Annotated in this window: 11 protein-coding genes; 3 read left to right on the top strand and 8 right to left on the bottom strand. The window is 69.8% G+C overall.

Features of this window, described 5'->3' with window-relative positions:
* Position 1 precedes the first annotated feature (1 nt).
* Complete coding sequence (locus ACLQ2S_RS17000; protein ID WP_309223488.1) at positions 2-304, bottom strand: MoaD/ThiS family protein; 303 nt, start codon at positions 302-304, stop codon at positions 2-4.
* A complete protein-coding gene (locus tag ACLQ2S_RS17005) occupies positions 301-1,416 on the bottom strand; it encodes a WD40/YVTN/BNR-like repeat-containing protein (RefSeq protein WP_425702016.1) in 1,116 nt (371 codons plus the stop codon). The genes ACLQ2S_RS17000 and ACLQ2S_RS17005 overlap by 4 nt, the downstream gene beginning before the upstream one ends.
* A 221-nt stretch (positions 1,417-1,637) precedes the next feature.
* Here ACLQ2S_RS17005 and ACLQ2S_RS17010 point away from each other — a divergent pair, with 221 nt between their 5' ends.
* Both ACLQ2S_RS17010 and ACLQ2S_RS17015 read left to right on the top strand, forming a co-directional pair.
* Positions 1,638-2,063 carry a hypothetical protein gene (locus tag ACLQ2S_RS17010; RefSeq protein WP_155219606.1) on the top strand — a complete coding sequence of 142 codons (426 nt, stop codon included), beginning with the start codon at positions 1,638-1,640 and terminating at the stop codon, positions 2,061-2,063.
* A gap of 12 nt (positions 2,064-2,075) precedes the next feature.
* A complete protein-coding gene (locus ACLQ2S_RS17015) occupies positions 2,076-4,673 on the top strand; it encodes an alpha-amylase family glycosyl hydrolase (RefSeq protein ID WP_425702017.1) in 2,598 nt (865 codons plus the stop codon).
* 63 nt (positions 4,674-4,736) lie between these two features.
* Here the strand turns inward: ACLQ2S_RS17015 and ACLQ2S_RS17020 are convergent, their stop codons facing one another.
* From ACLQ2S_RS17020 to ACLQ2S_RS17035, 4 genes are all read right to left on the bottom strand, one after another.
* Positions 4,737-5,240 (bottom strand): hypothetical protein, encoded by a 504-nt coding sequence (locus ACLQ2S_RS17020; RefSeq protein ID WP_155219612.1) that lies wholly within the window; start codon positions 5,238-5,240, stop codon positions 4,737-4,739.
* Positions 5,230-7,032 carry a RyR domain-containing protein gene (locus ACLQ2S_RS17025; RefSeq protein WP_155219615.1) on the bottom strand — a complete coding sequence of 601 codons (1,803 nt, stop codon included), beginning with the start codon at positions 7,030-7,032 and terminating at the stop codon, positions 5,230-5,232. Before ACLQ2S_RS17025 ends, ACLQ2S_RS17020 begins: the two co-directional genes overlap by 11 nt.
* 196 nt (positions 7,033-7,228) lie before the next feature.
* Positions 7,229-8,842, bottom strand: coding sequence for a flavin monoamine oxidase family protein (locus ACLQ2S_RS17030; protein WP_309223489.1), 1,614 nt, complete (start codon positions 8,840-8,842; stop codon positions 7,229-7,231).
* 202 nt (positions 8,843-9,044) lie between these two features.
* A complete protein-coding gene (locus tag ACLQ2S_RS17035; RefSeq protein WP_155219621.1) occupies positions 9,045-10,331 on the bottom strand; it encodes a serpin family protein in 1,287 nt (428 codons plus the stop codon).
* 226 nt (positions 10,332-10,557) lie between these two features.
* Between ACLQ2S_RS17035 and ACLQ2S_RS17040 the strand changes: the two genes are divergently transcribed.
* The gene (locus tag ACLQ2S_RS17040) at positions 10,558-11,124 is read left to right on the top strand and encodes a hypothetical protein (protein WP_425702018.1); all 567 of its coding nucleotides are present in this window, start codon (positions 10,558-10,560) and stop codon (positions 11,122-11,124) included.
* A gap of 31 nt (positions 11,125-11,155) precedes the next feature.
* On the opposite strand, the gene ACLQ2S_RS17045 is transcribed toward ACLQ2S_RS17040, so the two are convergent.
* Together ACLQ2S_RS17045 and ACLQ2S_RS17050 are read right to left on the bottom strand one after the other, a co-directional pair.
* Positions 11,156-13,324, bottom strand: coding sequence for a UvrD-helicase domain-containing protein (locus tag ACLQ2S_RS17045; protein ID WP_155219627.1), 2,169 nt, complete (start codon positions 13,322-13,324; stop codon positions 11,156-11,158).
* Positions 13,321-16,809: a helicase-related protein gene (locus ACLQ2S_RS17050; RefSeq protein WP_425702019.1), complete on the bottom strand. Its 3,489-nt coding sequence runs from the start codon at positions 16,807-16,809 to the stop codon at positions 13,321-13,323. The genes ACLQ2S_RS17045 and ACLQ2S_RS17050 overlap by 4 nt, the downstream gene beginning before the upstream one ends.
* Positions 16,810-16,943: the final 134 nt, after the last annotated feature.

Genomic DNA, 16,943 nt, shown 5'->3' on the forward strand with positions numbered 1-16,943 from the left:
CTCAGCCCCCGGCCATCGCGCCGAGCACGATGAGTGGCTCCTCACCGGAGACCACGCGTTCCGGCAGGGGCGTGTCGGGTGAGCAGTTCGACAGATCCTCCTCGCAGGCGTAGAAGCGGACGAAGGCACGACGTTTCCCGCTGTGCCGGTCGCGGATCGTGCCGAGCAGCATCGGATACCGCGCCTCGACGGCGTCGAGCACCCGGCGCTGGGTGGCCGGCCCGGGGCCGGCCACCTCGACACGCACCTCACCGGTCACCCCGGCGAGGGTCTTCAGGTGGGCCGGGAGCACGACCCGGATCACGGCAGCACCTGGACTTCCACGGACAGCACGGGCGGCAGGTCCCGGACGATCGGCGCCCAGCTGTCGCCGCCGTCGGCGGAGCGGTACACCTGGCCGCCGGTGGTGCCGAAGTAGATGCCGCAGGGGTCGAGCGTGTCGACGGCCATGGCGTCGCGCAGCACGTTGACGTAGCAGTCGGCCTGCGGCAGCCCGACGGTCAGCGGCTCCCACTCGTCGCCGCCGGTGCGGCTGCGGTAGACGCGCAGCCGGCCCTCCGGCGGGTAGTGCTCGGAGTCGCTCTTGATCGGCACGACGTAGACGGTCTCCGGCTCGTGGGCGTGCACCGCGATCGGGAAGCCGAAGTCCGACGGCAGGTTGCCGCTGATCTCGCGCCAGTTCGCTCCGGCGTCGTCGCTGCGCATCACGTCCCAGTGCTTCTGCATGTACAGCGTGTCGGGCCGCGACGGGTGCTGGGTGATGTGGTGCACGCAGTGGCCGACCTCGGAGTCCTGGTCGGGGATCTCCCCCGACCGCAACCCCTTGTTGATCGGCGTCCAGCTGGTGCCGCCGTCGTCGCTGCGGAACGCGCCGGCCGCCGAGATGGCGGTGTAGATCCGTCCCGGGTGGACCGGATCCAGGATGATCGTGTGCAGGCACAGGCCGCCCGCGCCGGGCTGCCAGGACGACCCGCTCGGATGGTTACGCAGGCCGGTCAGCTCCGTCCACTTGCCGCCGCCGTCGGTGGAGACGTAGAGCGCCGCGTCCTGCGCGCCCGCGTAGACGGTGTCCGGGTCGTCGCGCGACGGTTCGAGGTGCCAGATGCGGGTGAACTCCCACGGGCGGGCGGTTCCGTCGTACCAGAGGTGGTCGCCGACCTCACCGGCGTAGGCGAAGTCGTTGTCGACGGTGGTCCAGCTCCGGCCGCCGTCGTCCGAACGCTGGATCAGCTGCCCGAACCACCCACCGGACTGGGAGGCGTAGAGCCGGTCCGGGTCGGCGGGCGACCCGGTGAGGTGGTAGATCTCCCAGCCGCCGAAGTGCGGGCCGTCGACTGTCCAACTGTCGCGTCTACCGTCCGAGGTCAGGACGAACGCACCCTTGCGCGTCCCCACCAGTACGCGTACACCACTCATCTGAGGTTCCTCTCGTCGTCGGCCGGCGGCGGTCGTCGCGACACCGGCCCATGGTCGGTCTACCTGCCGGGTACGACGAAAAGGACATCGGCGATCCGGACAACACCCGGCGCGGGTCGGTCCGACCGGTCCGCAGTCGGATGCCCGACACGCTCGACGTGCACTCGCATTCCGTCGTGGCGGCCCTTGCCCCGGGTAGTCGCGCCGACCACGATGGGATCATGACCGATGGATTGATCTTGCGGGTCGTGTCGGACGAGACGGTCAGCGACGAGGAACTGGCCGAGCACGCGCGCCATCTCAAGGAACACCTGAACCAGCTGCCCGGTGTCGAGGCGAGCGAGCAGACCGTTGCGACCGCGCCGGGTACCCGGGACACCGTGAGTTACCTCTTCGGCGTGCTGGCGCTCGCCGTGTTCACCGTACCGACGGCCAAGCGGGCGGCGGCGGACATCCGACACCTGGCCGAGGTCATCAAGCGTTACCAGGAGCGCAACAAGGGCAAGCGGCTGCGGATGACCCTCCCCGACGGCACCGAGATCGACGTACGGGACGTGTCGGAGAAGACCCTGACCGAGATGCTCAAGACGGTGTCGGTGCCCCGGCAGGGTACGGCGTCGATGCCCGAGAAGGTCGACGGTGACTGATCAGGTGCTCCGGTGAAGCGGGCGCTGCTGATCGGGGTGGGCAGTTACGTCAACGAGGCGCTGCCCACCCTCGACTCTCCCGCCAGCGACCTGAAGGACTGGTCGCGGCTGTTGCGGGATCCGACCCTCGGTGCCTTCGACGACGTACGCGACCTGCTGGACGCCGACTCGCACCGCCTCCAGATCGCCCTCTACGACTTCCTGACCAGCGCCGACCCGCACGATTTCCTGCTCGTCTACTACTCCGGCCACGGCCGGTTGCATCAGGGCAACCGGCTCTACCTGACCGCGACCGACACCGACCCCGAGCGGTTGCCGCCGACCTCGATACCGACCGACGAGTTCCGGCACTGGATCGACGAATGCCGGGCCGGCGAACTGGTGCTGATCCTGGACTGCTGCCACGCGGGGGCCTTCGGCGACCTGAAGCAACGCGGCGACCGCAGTCGCATCGTGGTGGTCTCCGCTGGGGCCACCGAGTTGGCCCACGAGGGCGACGGCCACAAGCAGCACGCACTGCCGTCGGCCTTCTCCGGCCCCTTCCTGGAAGGGTTGCGCACCGGAGGCGCCGACCGGGACGGCAACGGGATCATCAGCGTGCGGGAGGCGTTCGAGTACGCGGCCGTACGCATGGTCGACCGGGAACGCCGCCAGACGCCCCAAATGCGTGCCGCCGGGGTCGGGGACCTCATCCTCAGCAACGCGCCGCGTCGGCCCGAGCTGATCCCGGCGGACCTGCTGGCGCTCACCCACAGCCGGCTGGTGACGGCCCGGGTGCTGGCCGTGGACGAGTTGAGCAACTGGGCGTACGGCCACCAGCGCAGCCGGGAACAGCTGGTCGCCGCCGTCGAGACGCTGGAGACCCTGGAACGGGATCCGGCGGAACGGGTGGCCGAGCGAGCCCGCCAGGCGCTGTCGGGACGGCTGCGGCACACCCGGGACGGGATGGCGGAGGATCCCGGTCCGCCGGAGCCGCCGGGCGAACCGGGCTGGGCCGCCGGGAGCACCTTCTACGAGGTGAACGTCCGGTTCTTCTACGACTCCGACGGCGACGGCCACGGTGACCTGCGGGGCCTCACCGAGAAGCTGGACTACCTGCGCCGGCTCGGCGTCGACTGCCTGCTGCTCAACCCGATCATGGCAGCGGCGACCCCGGGGGACGGTCGGGCGGCGGCCGACTTCGAGGCCATCGACGAGGGACTGGGCGCACCGTCGCACCTGCTGGAGCTGCTCAGCCTCGCCCACCGGCAGGGGTTGCGGGTGGTGCTCGACCTGGTCCTCAACCACACCAGCGACCAGCATCCGTGGTTCCAGGCGTCCCGCAGCGACCCGGCGGGGCCGTACGGGGACTTCTACGTCTGGAGCGACACCGGCGACGACTACGCCGAGGCCGACGACCCGTTCGGCAGCCACGGCGCGGGATGGACCTACGACAGCCGACGCCGCCAGTACTACTGGCACCGCTACGGCCGATCCGAGCCGGACCTGAACTACGACTCGCCCGACGTACGCGCGGCGATGCGCGACGTGATGGACTTCTGGCTGCGCCAGGGCGTCGACGGGCTGCGGCTGCTCACCGTCCCGTACCTCTTCGAGCGCACCGGCACCTCCAGCAAGGGCCTCGACGAGACCCACAGCTACCTGCGCGAGCTGCGGGCCTGGCTGGACACGGCGTACCCGGACCGGATCCTGATCGCCTGGAGCGAGGACTGGCCGGAACGCGCCGCCTCCTACTTCGGCACCGACGAGCACCCCGAGTGCCACCTGGTGATGTACGCCTCGCTGATGCCGAGCCTGCTGCTGGCGATGCGGCGGGAGGCACACCGCCCGGTGTCCCGGGTGTTGGCGCAGATGGGCGACCAGCCGGACGACCGGCACTGGGCGGTGTTCCTCCGCAACGGCGACGAGATGCCGCTGGGTCTGCTGCACGAGCGGGAACGCGACGACCTGCTGCACGCGTACGCCCCGCTGGCTCGGATGCGCGGCGCGACCGGCATCCGACGCCGCACGGCCACCCTGCTCAACGACGACCGGGGGCAGCTGGAACTCGCCTTCGCGCTGCTGTTGTCGATGCCCGGCGTTCCGGTGCTGTACTACGGCGACGAGATAGGCATGGGCGAGAACCTGGCGTTGCCGGGCCACCTGGCGTTCAACACCCCGATGCAGTGGGCTCCGGACCGCAACGGTGGCTTCTCGGCGGCCCAGCCGGAGAACCTGCCCGCGCCTCCGATCCACGAGTCGATCTACGGCTACATGGCGGTGAACGTGGAGAACCAGCTCCGCTCGCGTTCGTCGCTGCTGCACGTGGTCGAGAGGCTGATCGAGACCCGGCACGCCTGGTCGGCGTTCTCCCGCCCAGGCTGCCGGATCGTCCGCTCCACCAACCCGGCGGTCCTGGCGTTCCTGCGCGGTGAACCCGGCGACGAGGTGCTCTGCCTGTTCAACTTCTCCCGCTACCCGCAGACCACGGCCCTGGCCCTGACGTCACACGTCGGTCGGCGGCCACGCGAGGTGATGGGCGGTGCCGAGTTCCCGGTCGTGCCGGAGTCGGGCGAGTACGACCTCGGCATCGCCGGTCACGGTGTCTTCTGGCTCTCGATGGCGGGGTGAGCGCCGACGTGCTCCAGCTCGGCCTGCACGGCGCGGGCCCGGGTGAACCACCGGCGGTCCGGGTCACGACCGGTCTCGTCGTGCGTCGGCGGGCCAGATGACGGTGGTGGGGATGTCCCGCTCCCGGGCCCAGCCGACCGTCCGGTCGGTCGACGCGTCGTGGCTGCCCGGTTCGCCGTCCCAGACCGCCAGCAACCGTTGCACCCGCAGCAGCAACTGCCGGTTGGCGGCCACGTAGGCGGCGGTGCCGGACGTCCGGTGGCCGGTGTGGATCACCTCGGTCGCCCGGGCGAGCAGCTCGTCGAAGGCGGCCCGGCGCGACGGGGTGATGGTGTCCCGGTAGTCGGGGGCGGGCAGGATCACCTCGTACGTGCCGGCGCAGTCCAGGACCACCTGGGCGAAGATCTGGTCGGTGCCGGCGGCCAGGCAGGTGACCCCGTGCACCGGCCGGTCGCCGATCCGGCGCAGTTCGGCACGGATCGCCTCGGCGACCAACCGCTCGGTGGCCGGGGTCAGGTTGATGTGGCCGGTGACGCCGACGCGTACCGGTGCCCGATCAGGCGGCATCGGCTGCTCCTTCCCGCTGAGCGGGAACCGTGGGACTCAGCCGGATCAGCTCGAACCCGCTGTCGGACAGCACGTCGGGCAACGTCCGGATCTCCTCCCGGTTCTGTTCCTGCACGGCCGGGGGCAACTCGTCCCACGGCCGCAGCAGGGGGTGCCGGCGGCGGGCGTCGTCGCGCGGCTCGCCGTACGTCCAGCCCTCGGAACGCCGCTCCCGGCACCACCGTTCGTGTTCGAGCCGGGCGAGCTGCTCGATCCGGTCGTCGATGGCCCGGCCGGCGGCCGAGGCGTCACCGGCACCGCCGTGTCGGGGCGCCACCACGCAGCCGAGGTTCAGCAGCTTGGCGGCGATGTCCTGGACGTGGCTGCGGTTGGCGCGGCGCAGCGACTCCGGCAACCGGGACCAGGGCACCATGGCGGGCGCGTCACCGAGGCGTACCCCGGCTCGCTGCTGGGCGTACAGGTATCGGATGTGGATCTGCTGGGCGAGCCGTTCGGTGAGGTCCTCGGCGATCAGCCGGGCGTCGCACGCCTGCGTCAGCACCGGATACAGCCGCAGTTTGCCGTGCACCTCGTCGAGCAGGTCATGGCGGGCGTCACCGTGGAAGGCGGCGGCGAGCGCCGCCTGCCGGTAGACCGGCACGAAGACGGTGCTCCGCGCGCCACGCCAGAGCGCGGGAGTGTCCAACGCGAACCGCAGCCCGCTGATCTCGTCGGTGGCGCAGATGTAGATGCGGTCGTAGCTCGCGGCGACGAACTGGTCGAGGCCGACCATGCCGTCGATGGTCAGGTCGTACGCGGCCAACCGGCAGACCTGGTCGAGGAACGGGTAGCGGGAGGTGGCCAGGGCGAGTTCGGCCCGGGCGTCGGGTGCCACCAGGTCCACCCGCAGTCGACGGTCGGGTCCACCCTGGTCGACCTGGCGGGCCCGCCAGTGTCGGGCGGTCTCCACCAGCAGAGACCGGCGGAAGCTGCCGTCACCGGCGATGAGGACCGCGGTGGGGCGGTCGGGGGCCGACGGCAGCGGATGGTGCCGGTGCAGCGCCCGGGCGGCGATGTCGTCGACGTGGAAGTAGTCCAACCGCAGCCGGCTGGACCCGGCCGCACCGAGCCGCCGGGCCTGCAACGACAGACACATCTCCGGATCGTGGACCTGCACGTAGACCCGGGGCGGGTGTCGCCGGTCCTGGATCAGGTGGTTCGCGGTGTTGGCGATCGCGTGATTGCGGTCGTCGTCGTCGGTGCAGGCGTAGACGGTGTGCGCGCGGGGCAGGCCCGCGCCACGCAGCACCTCCTCGTTGGTCGGATCGCCGACGACGCCGAGGTAGCGGCGTCGTCGGTACTCCAGCGGGCCGAACGGCTCGGAGCGTACGACGACCACCCGGTCGCCGTCGGCGTACAGCCGGTCGGCCAGCATGTGCGCGAACTGGGAGTCACCACAGACGACGGCGTGGTCACTGGCCCGTCGGGCCCGGCGACGCCGGATCTCCGCCGCCAGCAGCAGTCGACCGGCCTCGGCCACCGCCAGCAGGGTGAACAGCGGGGCGACGAACCGGGCCACCTGCAACTGCCACGGATAGGGGCCCGGCTCCTCGAAGAGTTCGGCGCTGAGGAAGAACAGTTGCAGGTCGTAGTAGAGGATGTCGTACCGGTCGCCGATGGTGTCGGGGCGTACCTGCGACAGCCGTTCCAGGCCGACATAGCCGAGCACCGAGGCGACCAGTCCGATCACCCCGAAGACCAGCCGCAGCCACCACGCGGCGGGCCGGGTCGTGCCGAGGGTCGGTTGGGTCATCGCGGGGCTGCCGCGACCCGCCGGTGGTGCGGCCGCGCCCCGGGCCGTTGACGACCAGGTCGCCGCCCCAACCACCGGATTACGACCATGCGGGCCATGTTATTGGACGAAGTCGATCACCAGGGTCGGCGACGTGCCGGGCGGCCGGGTGGTTTTCGCAGGTGACGCCCTTTCTTCGAGGTCGAGCTGTCGGGGTTCAGCTCGACATGACCCGGGCGTGCAGGTCGGTGACGACCTTGCGGGCGGACTCGAACGCCCCGGCCTGCCAGGCGATGTAGTGGCTGAGGTGGTCACCGGCGAAGTAGACCCGACCGTCCGGCTCCAGCAGCCGGCCGTAGTGCCCGTTGGTACGCGACGGCCAGGACACCCAGCCGCCCTCCGAGTAGCGGGTGCGTTCCCAGGCCACCGAGAACGAGGTCTCCAACTCCGTCCGATACGCCTCGCCATGGATCTTCACGCCCTGCGCGACGGCGCGGGCCTCCCGCTCGGCGTGCGTCAGCGCCGCGTACGCCTGTGCGTTGGCCCCGAAGTTGTAGTAGCCGACCACCACGCCCTTCGCGCCGTGGTACCCGTAGGAGGGGTACCAGATGGTGGCGAGGTCCAGGTTGGTGTTGGTGATGCCGGAGTAGATGTTCTCGTCCTGCTCCCACCACCGTCGCCGGTACTGCAATCCGATCTTGCCGGTGGCGTTCGGGACCGGGTAGGCCAACGCGTCCCGGACCGGCTGGCTGAGATTCGACGGGATCTTGGCCAGCACCTGCGGTGGGATGGTGCAGACGCAGAAGTCGGCGGTGGCGGTGTGCGGCCGCCCGCCCGGTCCGTCGTAGACCACGGTGACCCCGGAGCCGGTGTTGGAGATCGAGCGCACCGCGGCGCCGTAGGTGATGAGGCGACGGCCCACGGCCTTTTCGAGGGCGTACGCGATGCGGTCCATCCCGCCGACCGGCTGGAACATCAACATCGCCTGGTCGTAGCCGAACTCGAAGGAGATGTACCGTCCGATGCCGCTGGCCAGGACGTCCGTCAGCGAATACGGGGCGAGTTTCGGAGTGCCCGCCTCGAAGCCGGCGCCCGGCTCCACCAGGTAGCCGCGCCGGTTGGTGCCCGCGTACCGCCAGCTGGCCGCCGGGTCGCCGGCCACCCGGCCGCCGATCGCGCCGAAACCGCGCAGGAACTCCAGCAGCCGTTCCTTGTCCTCACTCGTGAGGTACGTGTCGAGGGCACCCTGGTCGGTGGCCTTGGCGAGCAGTTCGGAGACGTACCCGTAGACGTCCGCCTTCGCCTCGCGGTGCCGGATCGGTCGACCGGACAACGCTCCGGCGTTCTCGTTGACGTAGTAGGCGTCGGCGTTCTGGTTGCCGAAGATCTCGATCGGCACGCCGAGTTCCCGGCAGTAGTCGAGGGTCACCATGTGCTGGGCGATGCGGGCCGGACCGGCGTTGAGGTACTGGCCGTCGGCGAAGCGGGCCCGTTGGGTACGCCCGTCCAGATCGGTCTCGGTGGTGCCGCCGCGCACCGTCCAGTTGCGCCCGCCGGGCCGGTCGCGCGCCTCCAGCAGCCGCACCCGGTAGCCCGCCTTGCCCAGCTCGTACGCGGTGGCCAGGCCGGCGATGCCGGCCCCGAGCACCAGCACGGACTTCGCCGAGCGGCCGGTCAGCGTGAAGTCGGACCGGTTCGGTGCCTGAAACGGTGGTGCCGCCTGCGCGGCGGGTGCCAGCCCGAGGGCACCCATCGTCCCGTAGAGCACCCCGGCCCCGCCGGACACCCCGACGGCCTGGAGGAACTGTCGCCGTGTCGTCGGTATCGTCACCGCCACCTCCCGCACAAGATCGATATCCGACGATCTCAACGGTGGGTTTCATCGATGCATCACTGTTGTTACACGTCGAGCAACGGCCCGGTGCGCTCGATTCCGCCGCCAGGTCGTCTCGGCGCGGCGATCTCACGGACGCTCAGACCGGCCCGTGTCCCCTCCCCGCCGGTCAGGTGGGGAGGGGACACGGGCCGGTCGGTCAGGCGGTGACCAGCGGGTCGTGGACCCGACCGAGGAACAGCGGCACACCGGTGACCCGGTCGTTGATGATGTACAGGAACGGCCGGTTCACGAAGAACTGCGGCCCCTGCGGGATCGACGGCGGCCGGACGATGACCGCCGACGCGGCTGCCGCCTCGACACCCTTCTCGTCCACCCCGATGTACGTCTCGTGCACCACGTCGTCGATGCACAGCGCCGGGTCGGTGGTGCTCATCCCGGTGAAGTCGGCGTGTTCCGTGAAGGCCGTGGGCATGCCGAGGCCGCTGAGCGCGGGGCCCAGTTGGGCCGGCAGGCGGAACGTCCACCGGGGCATCCGCAGTTGGATGTCGGTGTACTGGAAGCCGGCGAACAACGCGCTCAGCCACGCCCCGTCGATGTTGGCCTCGACGGTGGCGAGGTCATCCTGGTACGGCATGACGATGGCCATGGCCAGCCCGTCACCGGCGAGCGGCACGTTGACCGCGCGCCATCCGTCGCCCAGGACGTACCCCATCCGGTCGAACGGGCCGCGCATCATCGGCACCTGGACGACGGTGCCGTCGTCCCGGGTGAACGGTTCGTCCACCGTGGCCGTCAGGGCGAACGGGTAGTACCAGGCCGCCTTGAGGTAGGTCGTGTTGGTCAGCACCAGGCTGGTCTCGACGTTCACCGCGCCCGGGATCAGCAGCTCTGGGATCTTGTCGTTGGTCCGCTCGGACACCCAGGTGTTGATCTCCTGACGGGCGGCCTCCGGCGCGCCACGGAAGTCGACCGGGTGCGGCAGGGCACCGTAGTAGCCGGCCAGCGTGTCCTGGTAGGCGGATCGCAGCCCCAGATCGAGGCGGGTCCACACGGCGTTGGCCGTGATCATCCGGGGCTGCCGCGTGCCGTCGCCATCCTGGAACCGCTCGGCGAGCGACTGGTCGACGGTGTTCAGGCCGCTGTCCAGCGCACCTGGGCGCGGATGCGGCGCGTGCAGCACGGCATCCATCTCGTCGGCCGTGGTCGACCCGGCACCCGCCCTGGCCATCGCGAGCGCCAGTTGGACCGAGTAGGGCGCGCACACCACGTTGCCGCCGACCCGGTTCTCCGCCAGCGTGCGGTACAGGTCGGCGGTGAAGCCGCACACCGCGTTCGCGGCGGACTGCATCGTTGCCGGGTCGGGAGGCACGCGGGCCGGGACCGTCGATGGTGACGATCCGCCGAGCCAGGGATGACGTGGGGCGGTGGTCAGGGCTGCCGCCGCGAGCGGCACAGTCTGGAGGATCGATCGACGCGAAACCATGTTTCGACGGTATGTCAGCCACCGGGAAAAGCGCCAGATCTATCGAGAGTGGACTATGCCTTATTCATGACCACAACCTCACCACCGAGCGGGTGAATCAGACCGACAGAGGGGCGACTCCTGTCGCATCGCCGTCAGGAGCCACTTTGTCAAGTGATAGGCATCTATGCTTTGAGTGTTCCGGCACCCCGGTCATTGCCATCCACGGCACACGGGAAGGTGACCCATGCCCGTCAACCACGCCCCGGTCACGTTTCGCCCCCGACGGCCAGCGAAGGTGCTGCTCGCACTCGGCCTGCTCCTGGGCCTGGTCGCCAGCACCGCGCTGGTCAGTCCCGCCTCAGCGCGAGACGTCACGGCGTCGTCCGCCGACCCCCTCTGCAACTCCTCGGGTTTCAGCCAGCCGCCCGGCCCCCTCACCCCGATCGCCCTGACCTGGTCGCACATCGGCAGCCGGAGCAACAGCGGCACCACCTACCGGTACTGGATGGTGCAGGAGGTGTACACGTCGACAGTGGTGTATCGAAACAGCTATGTGGTCCGATGCTCCGGCACCACCCTGCTCTCCACCACCCTGATCCCGACGAACGGCGGCTTCGGCACCCCCTACTGCACCAGTTCCGGCGACTACAACCCGCCGGCATCGTCGACCACCGCACGGTACGTTGGACAACGCACCTCCCGAGAATCGGGGTTCATCGGCGCCCTGACGTTCCGATACTGGCACCGGGAATGGCTCTCGGTCGCCACCCTGAAATGGGTCTACGATTCCAGCTACGTCGTACGGTGCTGACCCACCGCGTCCCGCATCCCAGGGTCGGTGTTCACGGTCGCTGACGCTGTACGAGTCGACTGGTGAGGAACGGGCTCGGCGTGCCGTGCCAGAAGACCACCAACTCGTCCCGAGGGCGGGTGGCGGCGACGAACAACAGGGAACGGTCTCGCTGACGTTCACGCTGATACCGCTTCGGGTCGGTGTCTCGGTACCGGTTGATCATCTGCCGTGGGACGAGGCCGTCGCTGACTCCGGCGATGATCATGCGCTGGTATTCGAGGCCCTTGAACCGGTGCATGGTGCCGACATGGACGCCGTCGGGCTGCTTCGGGCCGTCGGGGCCGATCTCCACGGCAGGCAGCCCCTCGGCCTCCAGCCGGCTGATCACGTCCGCCGCCAGCTCCCGTGTCGGTACGCAGATCGCCACCGAGCCGTCGACCGGGTCCTTCCACGCCCGCAACTGCGCGGCGATCAGATCCCGCTCCTGAGACCAGGTCGAGGCTCCCCGGAACACGGGCCGGGCACCCCTCAGCAGCGAACGGTAACCGGCCAGGTTCTCCTCGCCACCGTCCAGGTCGTCGTACACCTCGCCGGTCATGATCTGCAGGGCGTCGGCCAGGATCTGCCGGGTCGTCCGGTAGCTCAGGGTGAGTCGGGACGAGCGACCGCGGATGTTGATGCCGAGGCTGCTCAGCGTCACATGGTTGTCGTAGATGCGTTGGTGGGTGTCGCCGGTGAGGAACATGTCGTCCGGGCCGGGAGCGACCATCGCACGCAGCATCTTCCAATGGGCAGCGCTGAGGTCCTGCGCCTCGTCCACCACGACGTGCCGGTAGCGTGGGCGGTAGGAGGCGCTTGAGGACTCTCCCCCGCCCGACGCCCGGTCGATCTCCAGACGTGCCGCCCGCTGTGCCACCTGCCGCCAGGTCCAGACGCTCCGGGTGTCGAGCCAGCTGGTGAAGCGCTCGGTCACCTGCCAGACCTGATCCCGCTCGACCCGGGTCAGACTCCGACCGCGGTTCGGGCGACGCGCCTTGAAGTAGTCGTTGCGCGAGTTGAGCACCTGGCCGAGGATGACGTGAGTCCACTCGGCCGCCAGGAACTCCGCGTCCCATCCGGATTCACCGGTCTCCAGCAGGAACTCGGCCCACAGCTCGGCGACCCGGCTGTCGTCGACGACGCGGCGACCACCGGCAGCCTTCGCCTCGGCCACCACGCGGCTGGCCAGCCGGTCGATATTGACGATGTCGACCCGTGCCACGAGTTCCTGTCCACCAAGGGCGAGTAGTCGAGTCCGCAGGTCAGCTGCGAGGTTGCGGTTGAAGGTGGTCAGCAGGATGGGCTTGTCGGTGCCCGGTGGAAGCTGCCGGGCAAGGTGAGCGACCCGGTGCAGCGCGACGATGGTCTTGCCGGTGCCGGGACCACCGCCAACCCGGGCCGGGCCGTTGTACCTCTTCTCCACCAGTTTGCGTTGAGTCGGGTGCAGGAAGATCTGCCACCGCTCGAACGCCTCGCCGATAATCGCCTGTAGCGCCTCGTCGTCCGAGGTGACCTGGGTGGCCGGGCGCCTGACCGCCGACTCGAAGTCCTCCGGGTCGATCGGCTCGTCGGCGCGGACCGGATCGGTGACCTGCTCACGCACCACCTCGTACGGGGTGCCGTCGAAGAGTGCGAAAAGCACGTCGGTGGTGAGCTGCGGGGCCCGGTCGAGCAGCTCCAGCAGGTCGGTCTCGCTGACGAGGTCACGGATCTGCGGCAGCAGCGGCTCGGAGACACCCAGCTCCAGCAACTGGGCGTCGGTGTACGCGTCGAAGAGTGGTTTGCGCGCGGGCTCCGGCTCGGGCTCCGGTGGCACCACCCGACCGACGATGCTGTCGCCGACCGGTGCCAGGTCGACGACCTCGATACCACCGGTGACCCGGTTGATCCGGTACGCGAAGCGCGACAGGTCGTCGTACACCTCGCGGCGATGCTTGACGGCGACGAGCAGGTAGTCGCGGGCGGCGATGTGCAGCAGCAGCGCCCGGTAGTCCCGGTTGACCCGGGCGGACATCAGCCGGGAGTCGCCACTGAGCGCCTTCAGTTTGAGCCCGGGGTTGTCCGGGTTGTGCCGGAACTTGTGCATGAACTCGTAGACCGCACCGATATCCGCGCGGGTGAGCTTCATGACCTCCTTGTCGGCCCGGTCCAGCATCCGCAACGTCGCCCCGGCGCTCATCGGTTCTCTCCCCCATCCACGGCAAGCTGTGCGGCCAACTCCTCGACCGACCATTCGCGGGCGGTCCGCACGTGCCAGCCCGCCTCGGCGTACGCCCGGTCCCGGTCCTCGATCTCCGGATCACCGGACGGCCCGGTCAGCACGATCGCGATCCGCTGCTCGGGCCAGGCCAGTTCGGCCTGCCAACCCTGGTCGCCCAGCTCATAGCCCACCACCGGGGTCGGCAGGTTCTGCCGAGCGAGCTGCTGTACGAGTGCCTCCAAGGTGCCCTCGTCCGGGTCCACGTAACGCAGGACGTCCCGCCACGGTGACGTGTCGTCGACCGGTGCCGCTCCGGTCGCCGCCGGCTGCGGAGTGGCGCCGAGCCACGTGGCGGTCTCCTCGTCCAGTGGCAAGGCGCGCTGAGTGAGCAGCAGACCGGTTCCTTCGGTGACCGCCAGCGACGCCGGGTCGAACGCGTCCAGGTCAGAGGTCGCGAGCTGGCCACCGTCTCCCCCGCCGTGGCCGAGGAACTGGATGACGTTTCCCCAAGCGAGCCAGGCAGCCCACCGTTCCTTGTGTCCGGCCTCAGCGACTGCGACCGGCAGGTCGTCGACGACGGTCAGCGCCGACCAGGTCGGCAGTGGTTTACGTCGGCCGTCAACGATCACGGTCACCGCGCATCCGGCGTTGTCGTGAGCGCGGGCCACGATGATGTGTCGTTGCGCGGAAGGCCCCGGCAGCGGTGCGCCGCGCAGCGAGGCGAGCAGCCGGTCGCCGACACCGGCCGAATCGGTGGGGCTGTTGTCCCTGGCCTGCTTGAGCAGGCCCGCCAACACCGCCTCGGCCCTGCGCTGCCACCGGGTGAGGTCGGGGTCGGCGAGGAACCGCATCAGCTGCGCGATCGGGTTGACCCAGACGTTCGTTTCGAGTTCGTCCGGATCCGCGCCGGGCAGGAACTGCCGGTACCGTTCCCGGGCGACCTGCTTGCAGACTCCGCCGTACGGTGTCCACTGCCCCGGGCCGTCCAGGTTTCCCCAGGTCTTGACGTCGTCCCAGGTGGCGGCGAAGACCAGGTAGCCATGGGCCCGTAGCCGAGCACGTTTCTGTGCGTCGTCGGCGAGACGGTTGTACTGCGGTGTCGCGTGGTACTTGAAACCGTCGAGGTAGACCACCACCTCTGGCGACGGTGCGTCGAGGCGTTGGAAGTGAACGTCCGGGCGGGTGCCCTTGACCGTGTTCTGCAACTTCATCTGCCAGTGGGTCACGCTGTGCCCACCGTTGCCGACGAACCTCAGGTCGGCGATGCGGGCACCATCGTGATCACGACGTCGATCGATGCGCAGCCCGGAGCCGGGGGTCGCACCGTAGGCGAGCAACTTGGTCAGGAACTGCAACTCCAGTTCGCTCTCCACCTGGTGGATGAGCGAGATCTCGTCGGTGCGGGTGCCCTCCTCGACGTCCCAGTTGTCGAGGAGCTTGTCGAGCATGCCGAGCGCCTCGTCACGGCTCATCAGCGCGAAGTGCTCGTTGCGGGCGTAGCGCAGCAGGCACCGGTGGCACACCGGCTTAGCCTCCTGCCGGCACTCGCAGTCGGCGATCCGCTGCCGGGCCAGCTCCAGCACGGCACGGAACTCCTCCGGCTTCGCGAGCCGGTGAAGGTATCCGGTGCCCTGCGGCTGGGTGTCGTAGACGACCACGAAGTTGCGGGTACCGTCGCTCTGCCCATCCGGCATCGTGGCCGGCACAGCCTGCAGGTGTGCCGGGTCGCCGCCGTACTGGGCGGCGATGCCGAGGCGGATGGCGGCGGCGAAGGACAGCAGCCGCTCCTGCACCATCGCCGTCGCCGCGGGGATGAGGATCCGCAGCGCCTCCGTTTCCAACTGGTGAGCGAGGATCAGGTCGACGTGGAGGTCGGGCGTCGCCGCCGCCCGCCGGTACGGACACCAGGGTCGGTGGTGTTCCCCGCCCGGCACGACGGTCGCGCCGGAAGCCTGAGCGGCCACGTGCTGGCTGGTGGTCGGAAGACCGTCCACGGTGGTGCCACCACACGAGGTGCAGGTGTGGAACCGGTTGATCCGTACCTCGTCTCCGGCGAACAACTCGGCCGGCCGGTCGTAGCGCTGTGCCCCCAGGTTGAAGTGACGGATCATGGCATGTCGGCTGTAGTCGACGCCGAAGGTGTCGTGCGCGTGCCGCCAGGACGAGTCGACCTTCGCCGGGTCGATGTCGACCGCGACCGTGGTGGCGTAGAAGCGACGGTCGCGGTCGTCGCTGTCGTCGCGGATCCGGGCGTCATCTCGCTTGTCGCGGCTGTAGACGCGGGTCGGCTGGAGCACGTGGAAGAGTCGTCCGTGGTCGGCGATGCCCCGGTCGGCGCAGCGCGGGCAGGCGCTGCTGTCCTCCTTGGCCAGGTGGGTACGCACATAGCCGCACTGGGCGCAGACCCGCCACTGCTCGTAGGTGGGCCGGTCGGGCGGTCCGACGTCGAGTCCCGAGATCTCGTGCCGGTAGCCACGGACGTAGTAGCTGTTACCCGGGGCGATCTCGACGAGTGCCGGGCGGGCCGGCCGCGCGTACTCCCGCAGTTCGCTGTGGAACCGCCGGTCACCGTCGGTCTGTTCCTCCCAGGTGAGGGTGGCTTCGAGATCGGTACGGCTGTCGATGAGGGCGTAGTTGGGAAGCAGCCCGAACTCGACGAGGGTGCTGTGCGCGGCAGCCGCACTCACCTCTCGCAGGCGGCGGCGGACCGCACCTTCCTCCGCCTTGAGCATCCTGATCTCGCGGGCATGGTCGGGGTCGCTCTGCACGAGTGTGCCCCGGGCGTTGGCGATCTCTTGGAGCCGCCGTCGCAGGTCGGCCAGCCGCTCCTCCCAGGCATCGTCGGCCTCCTTCACCCGGTGGACGACCCCGTCGATCGCGAACTCGCGCAGTTGGTCGGCAGCGGCTGGCAGGACCTTGTCGCCGAAGAGCGCCAGGAAGTCCTCGACCAGCCGCAGACCATCGCCGCGTCCGGCTTCCGCGAGGTGGGTGAGCCAACCGCTCGGGCCGAACAGCAGGTGCGCCCGCCGGGGCATCGGCAACACCCCGGGCAGGCGACCGCGAGCGGCCAGGTCGATCAGGTGGGCGAGATACTGCCGGCGCAGGATCTCCACCGCGGAGAGGAAGCAGCCGGGTGGCACGATCTGCCCGGCGATCATGTCTCTCGGCTCGGTCAGGTAGTAGCGGTCCCGCTCGCTGCGACCGACCAGGGTGAGTACGAGTGCGTTGCCGCTCTTGCGGCCGGCACGACCGGCCCGCTGCACGTAGTTGGCCGGACCGTTGGGCAGGGACGCCAGCACGACGGCCGAGAGCGCCCCGATGTCGATACCCATCTCCAGGGTGGGCGTGCAGGAGAGCACGTTCGGGTCGGTGTACCGCGCGCCGTCGCGGAACTGCTTCTCCACGGTTTCCCGCTGGGCGCGGGTGAGCATGCCGGTGTGTTCGCCGGTGACCACCCGGAACACGGAACTTTCCAGGTACAGCCGTCGGTAGTAGTCGTCCGGCGCGGTGTCGTCGTGGGGGGGGGGGGGGCGCCCCCCCCCCCCGAACAAACCGCACCGCGGTGGAACCCCGTCGGCCGCGCCGGAGGGGTGCTCGG

The organism is Micromonospora sp. DT48, from assembly GCF_049844495.1.
In the GTDB taxonomy this organism is placed as follows: Bacteria; Actinomycetota; Actinomycetes; order Mycobacteriales; family Micromonosporaceae; genus Micromonospora.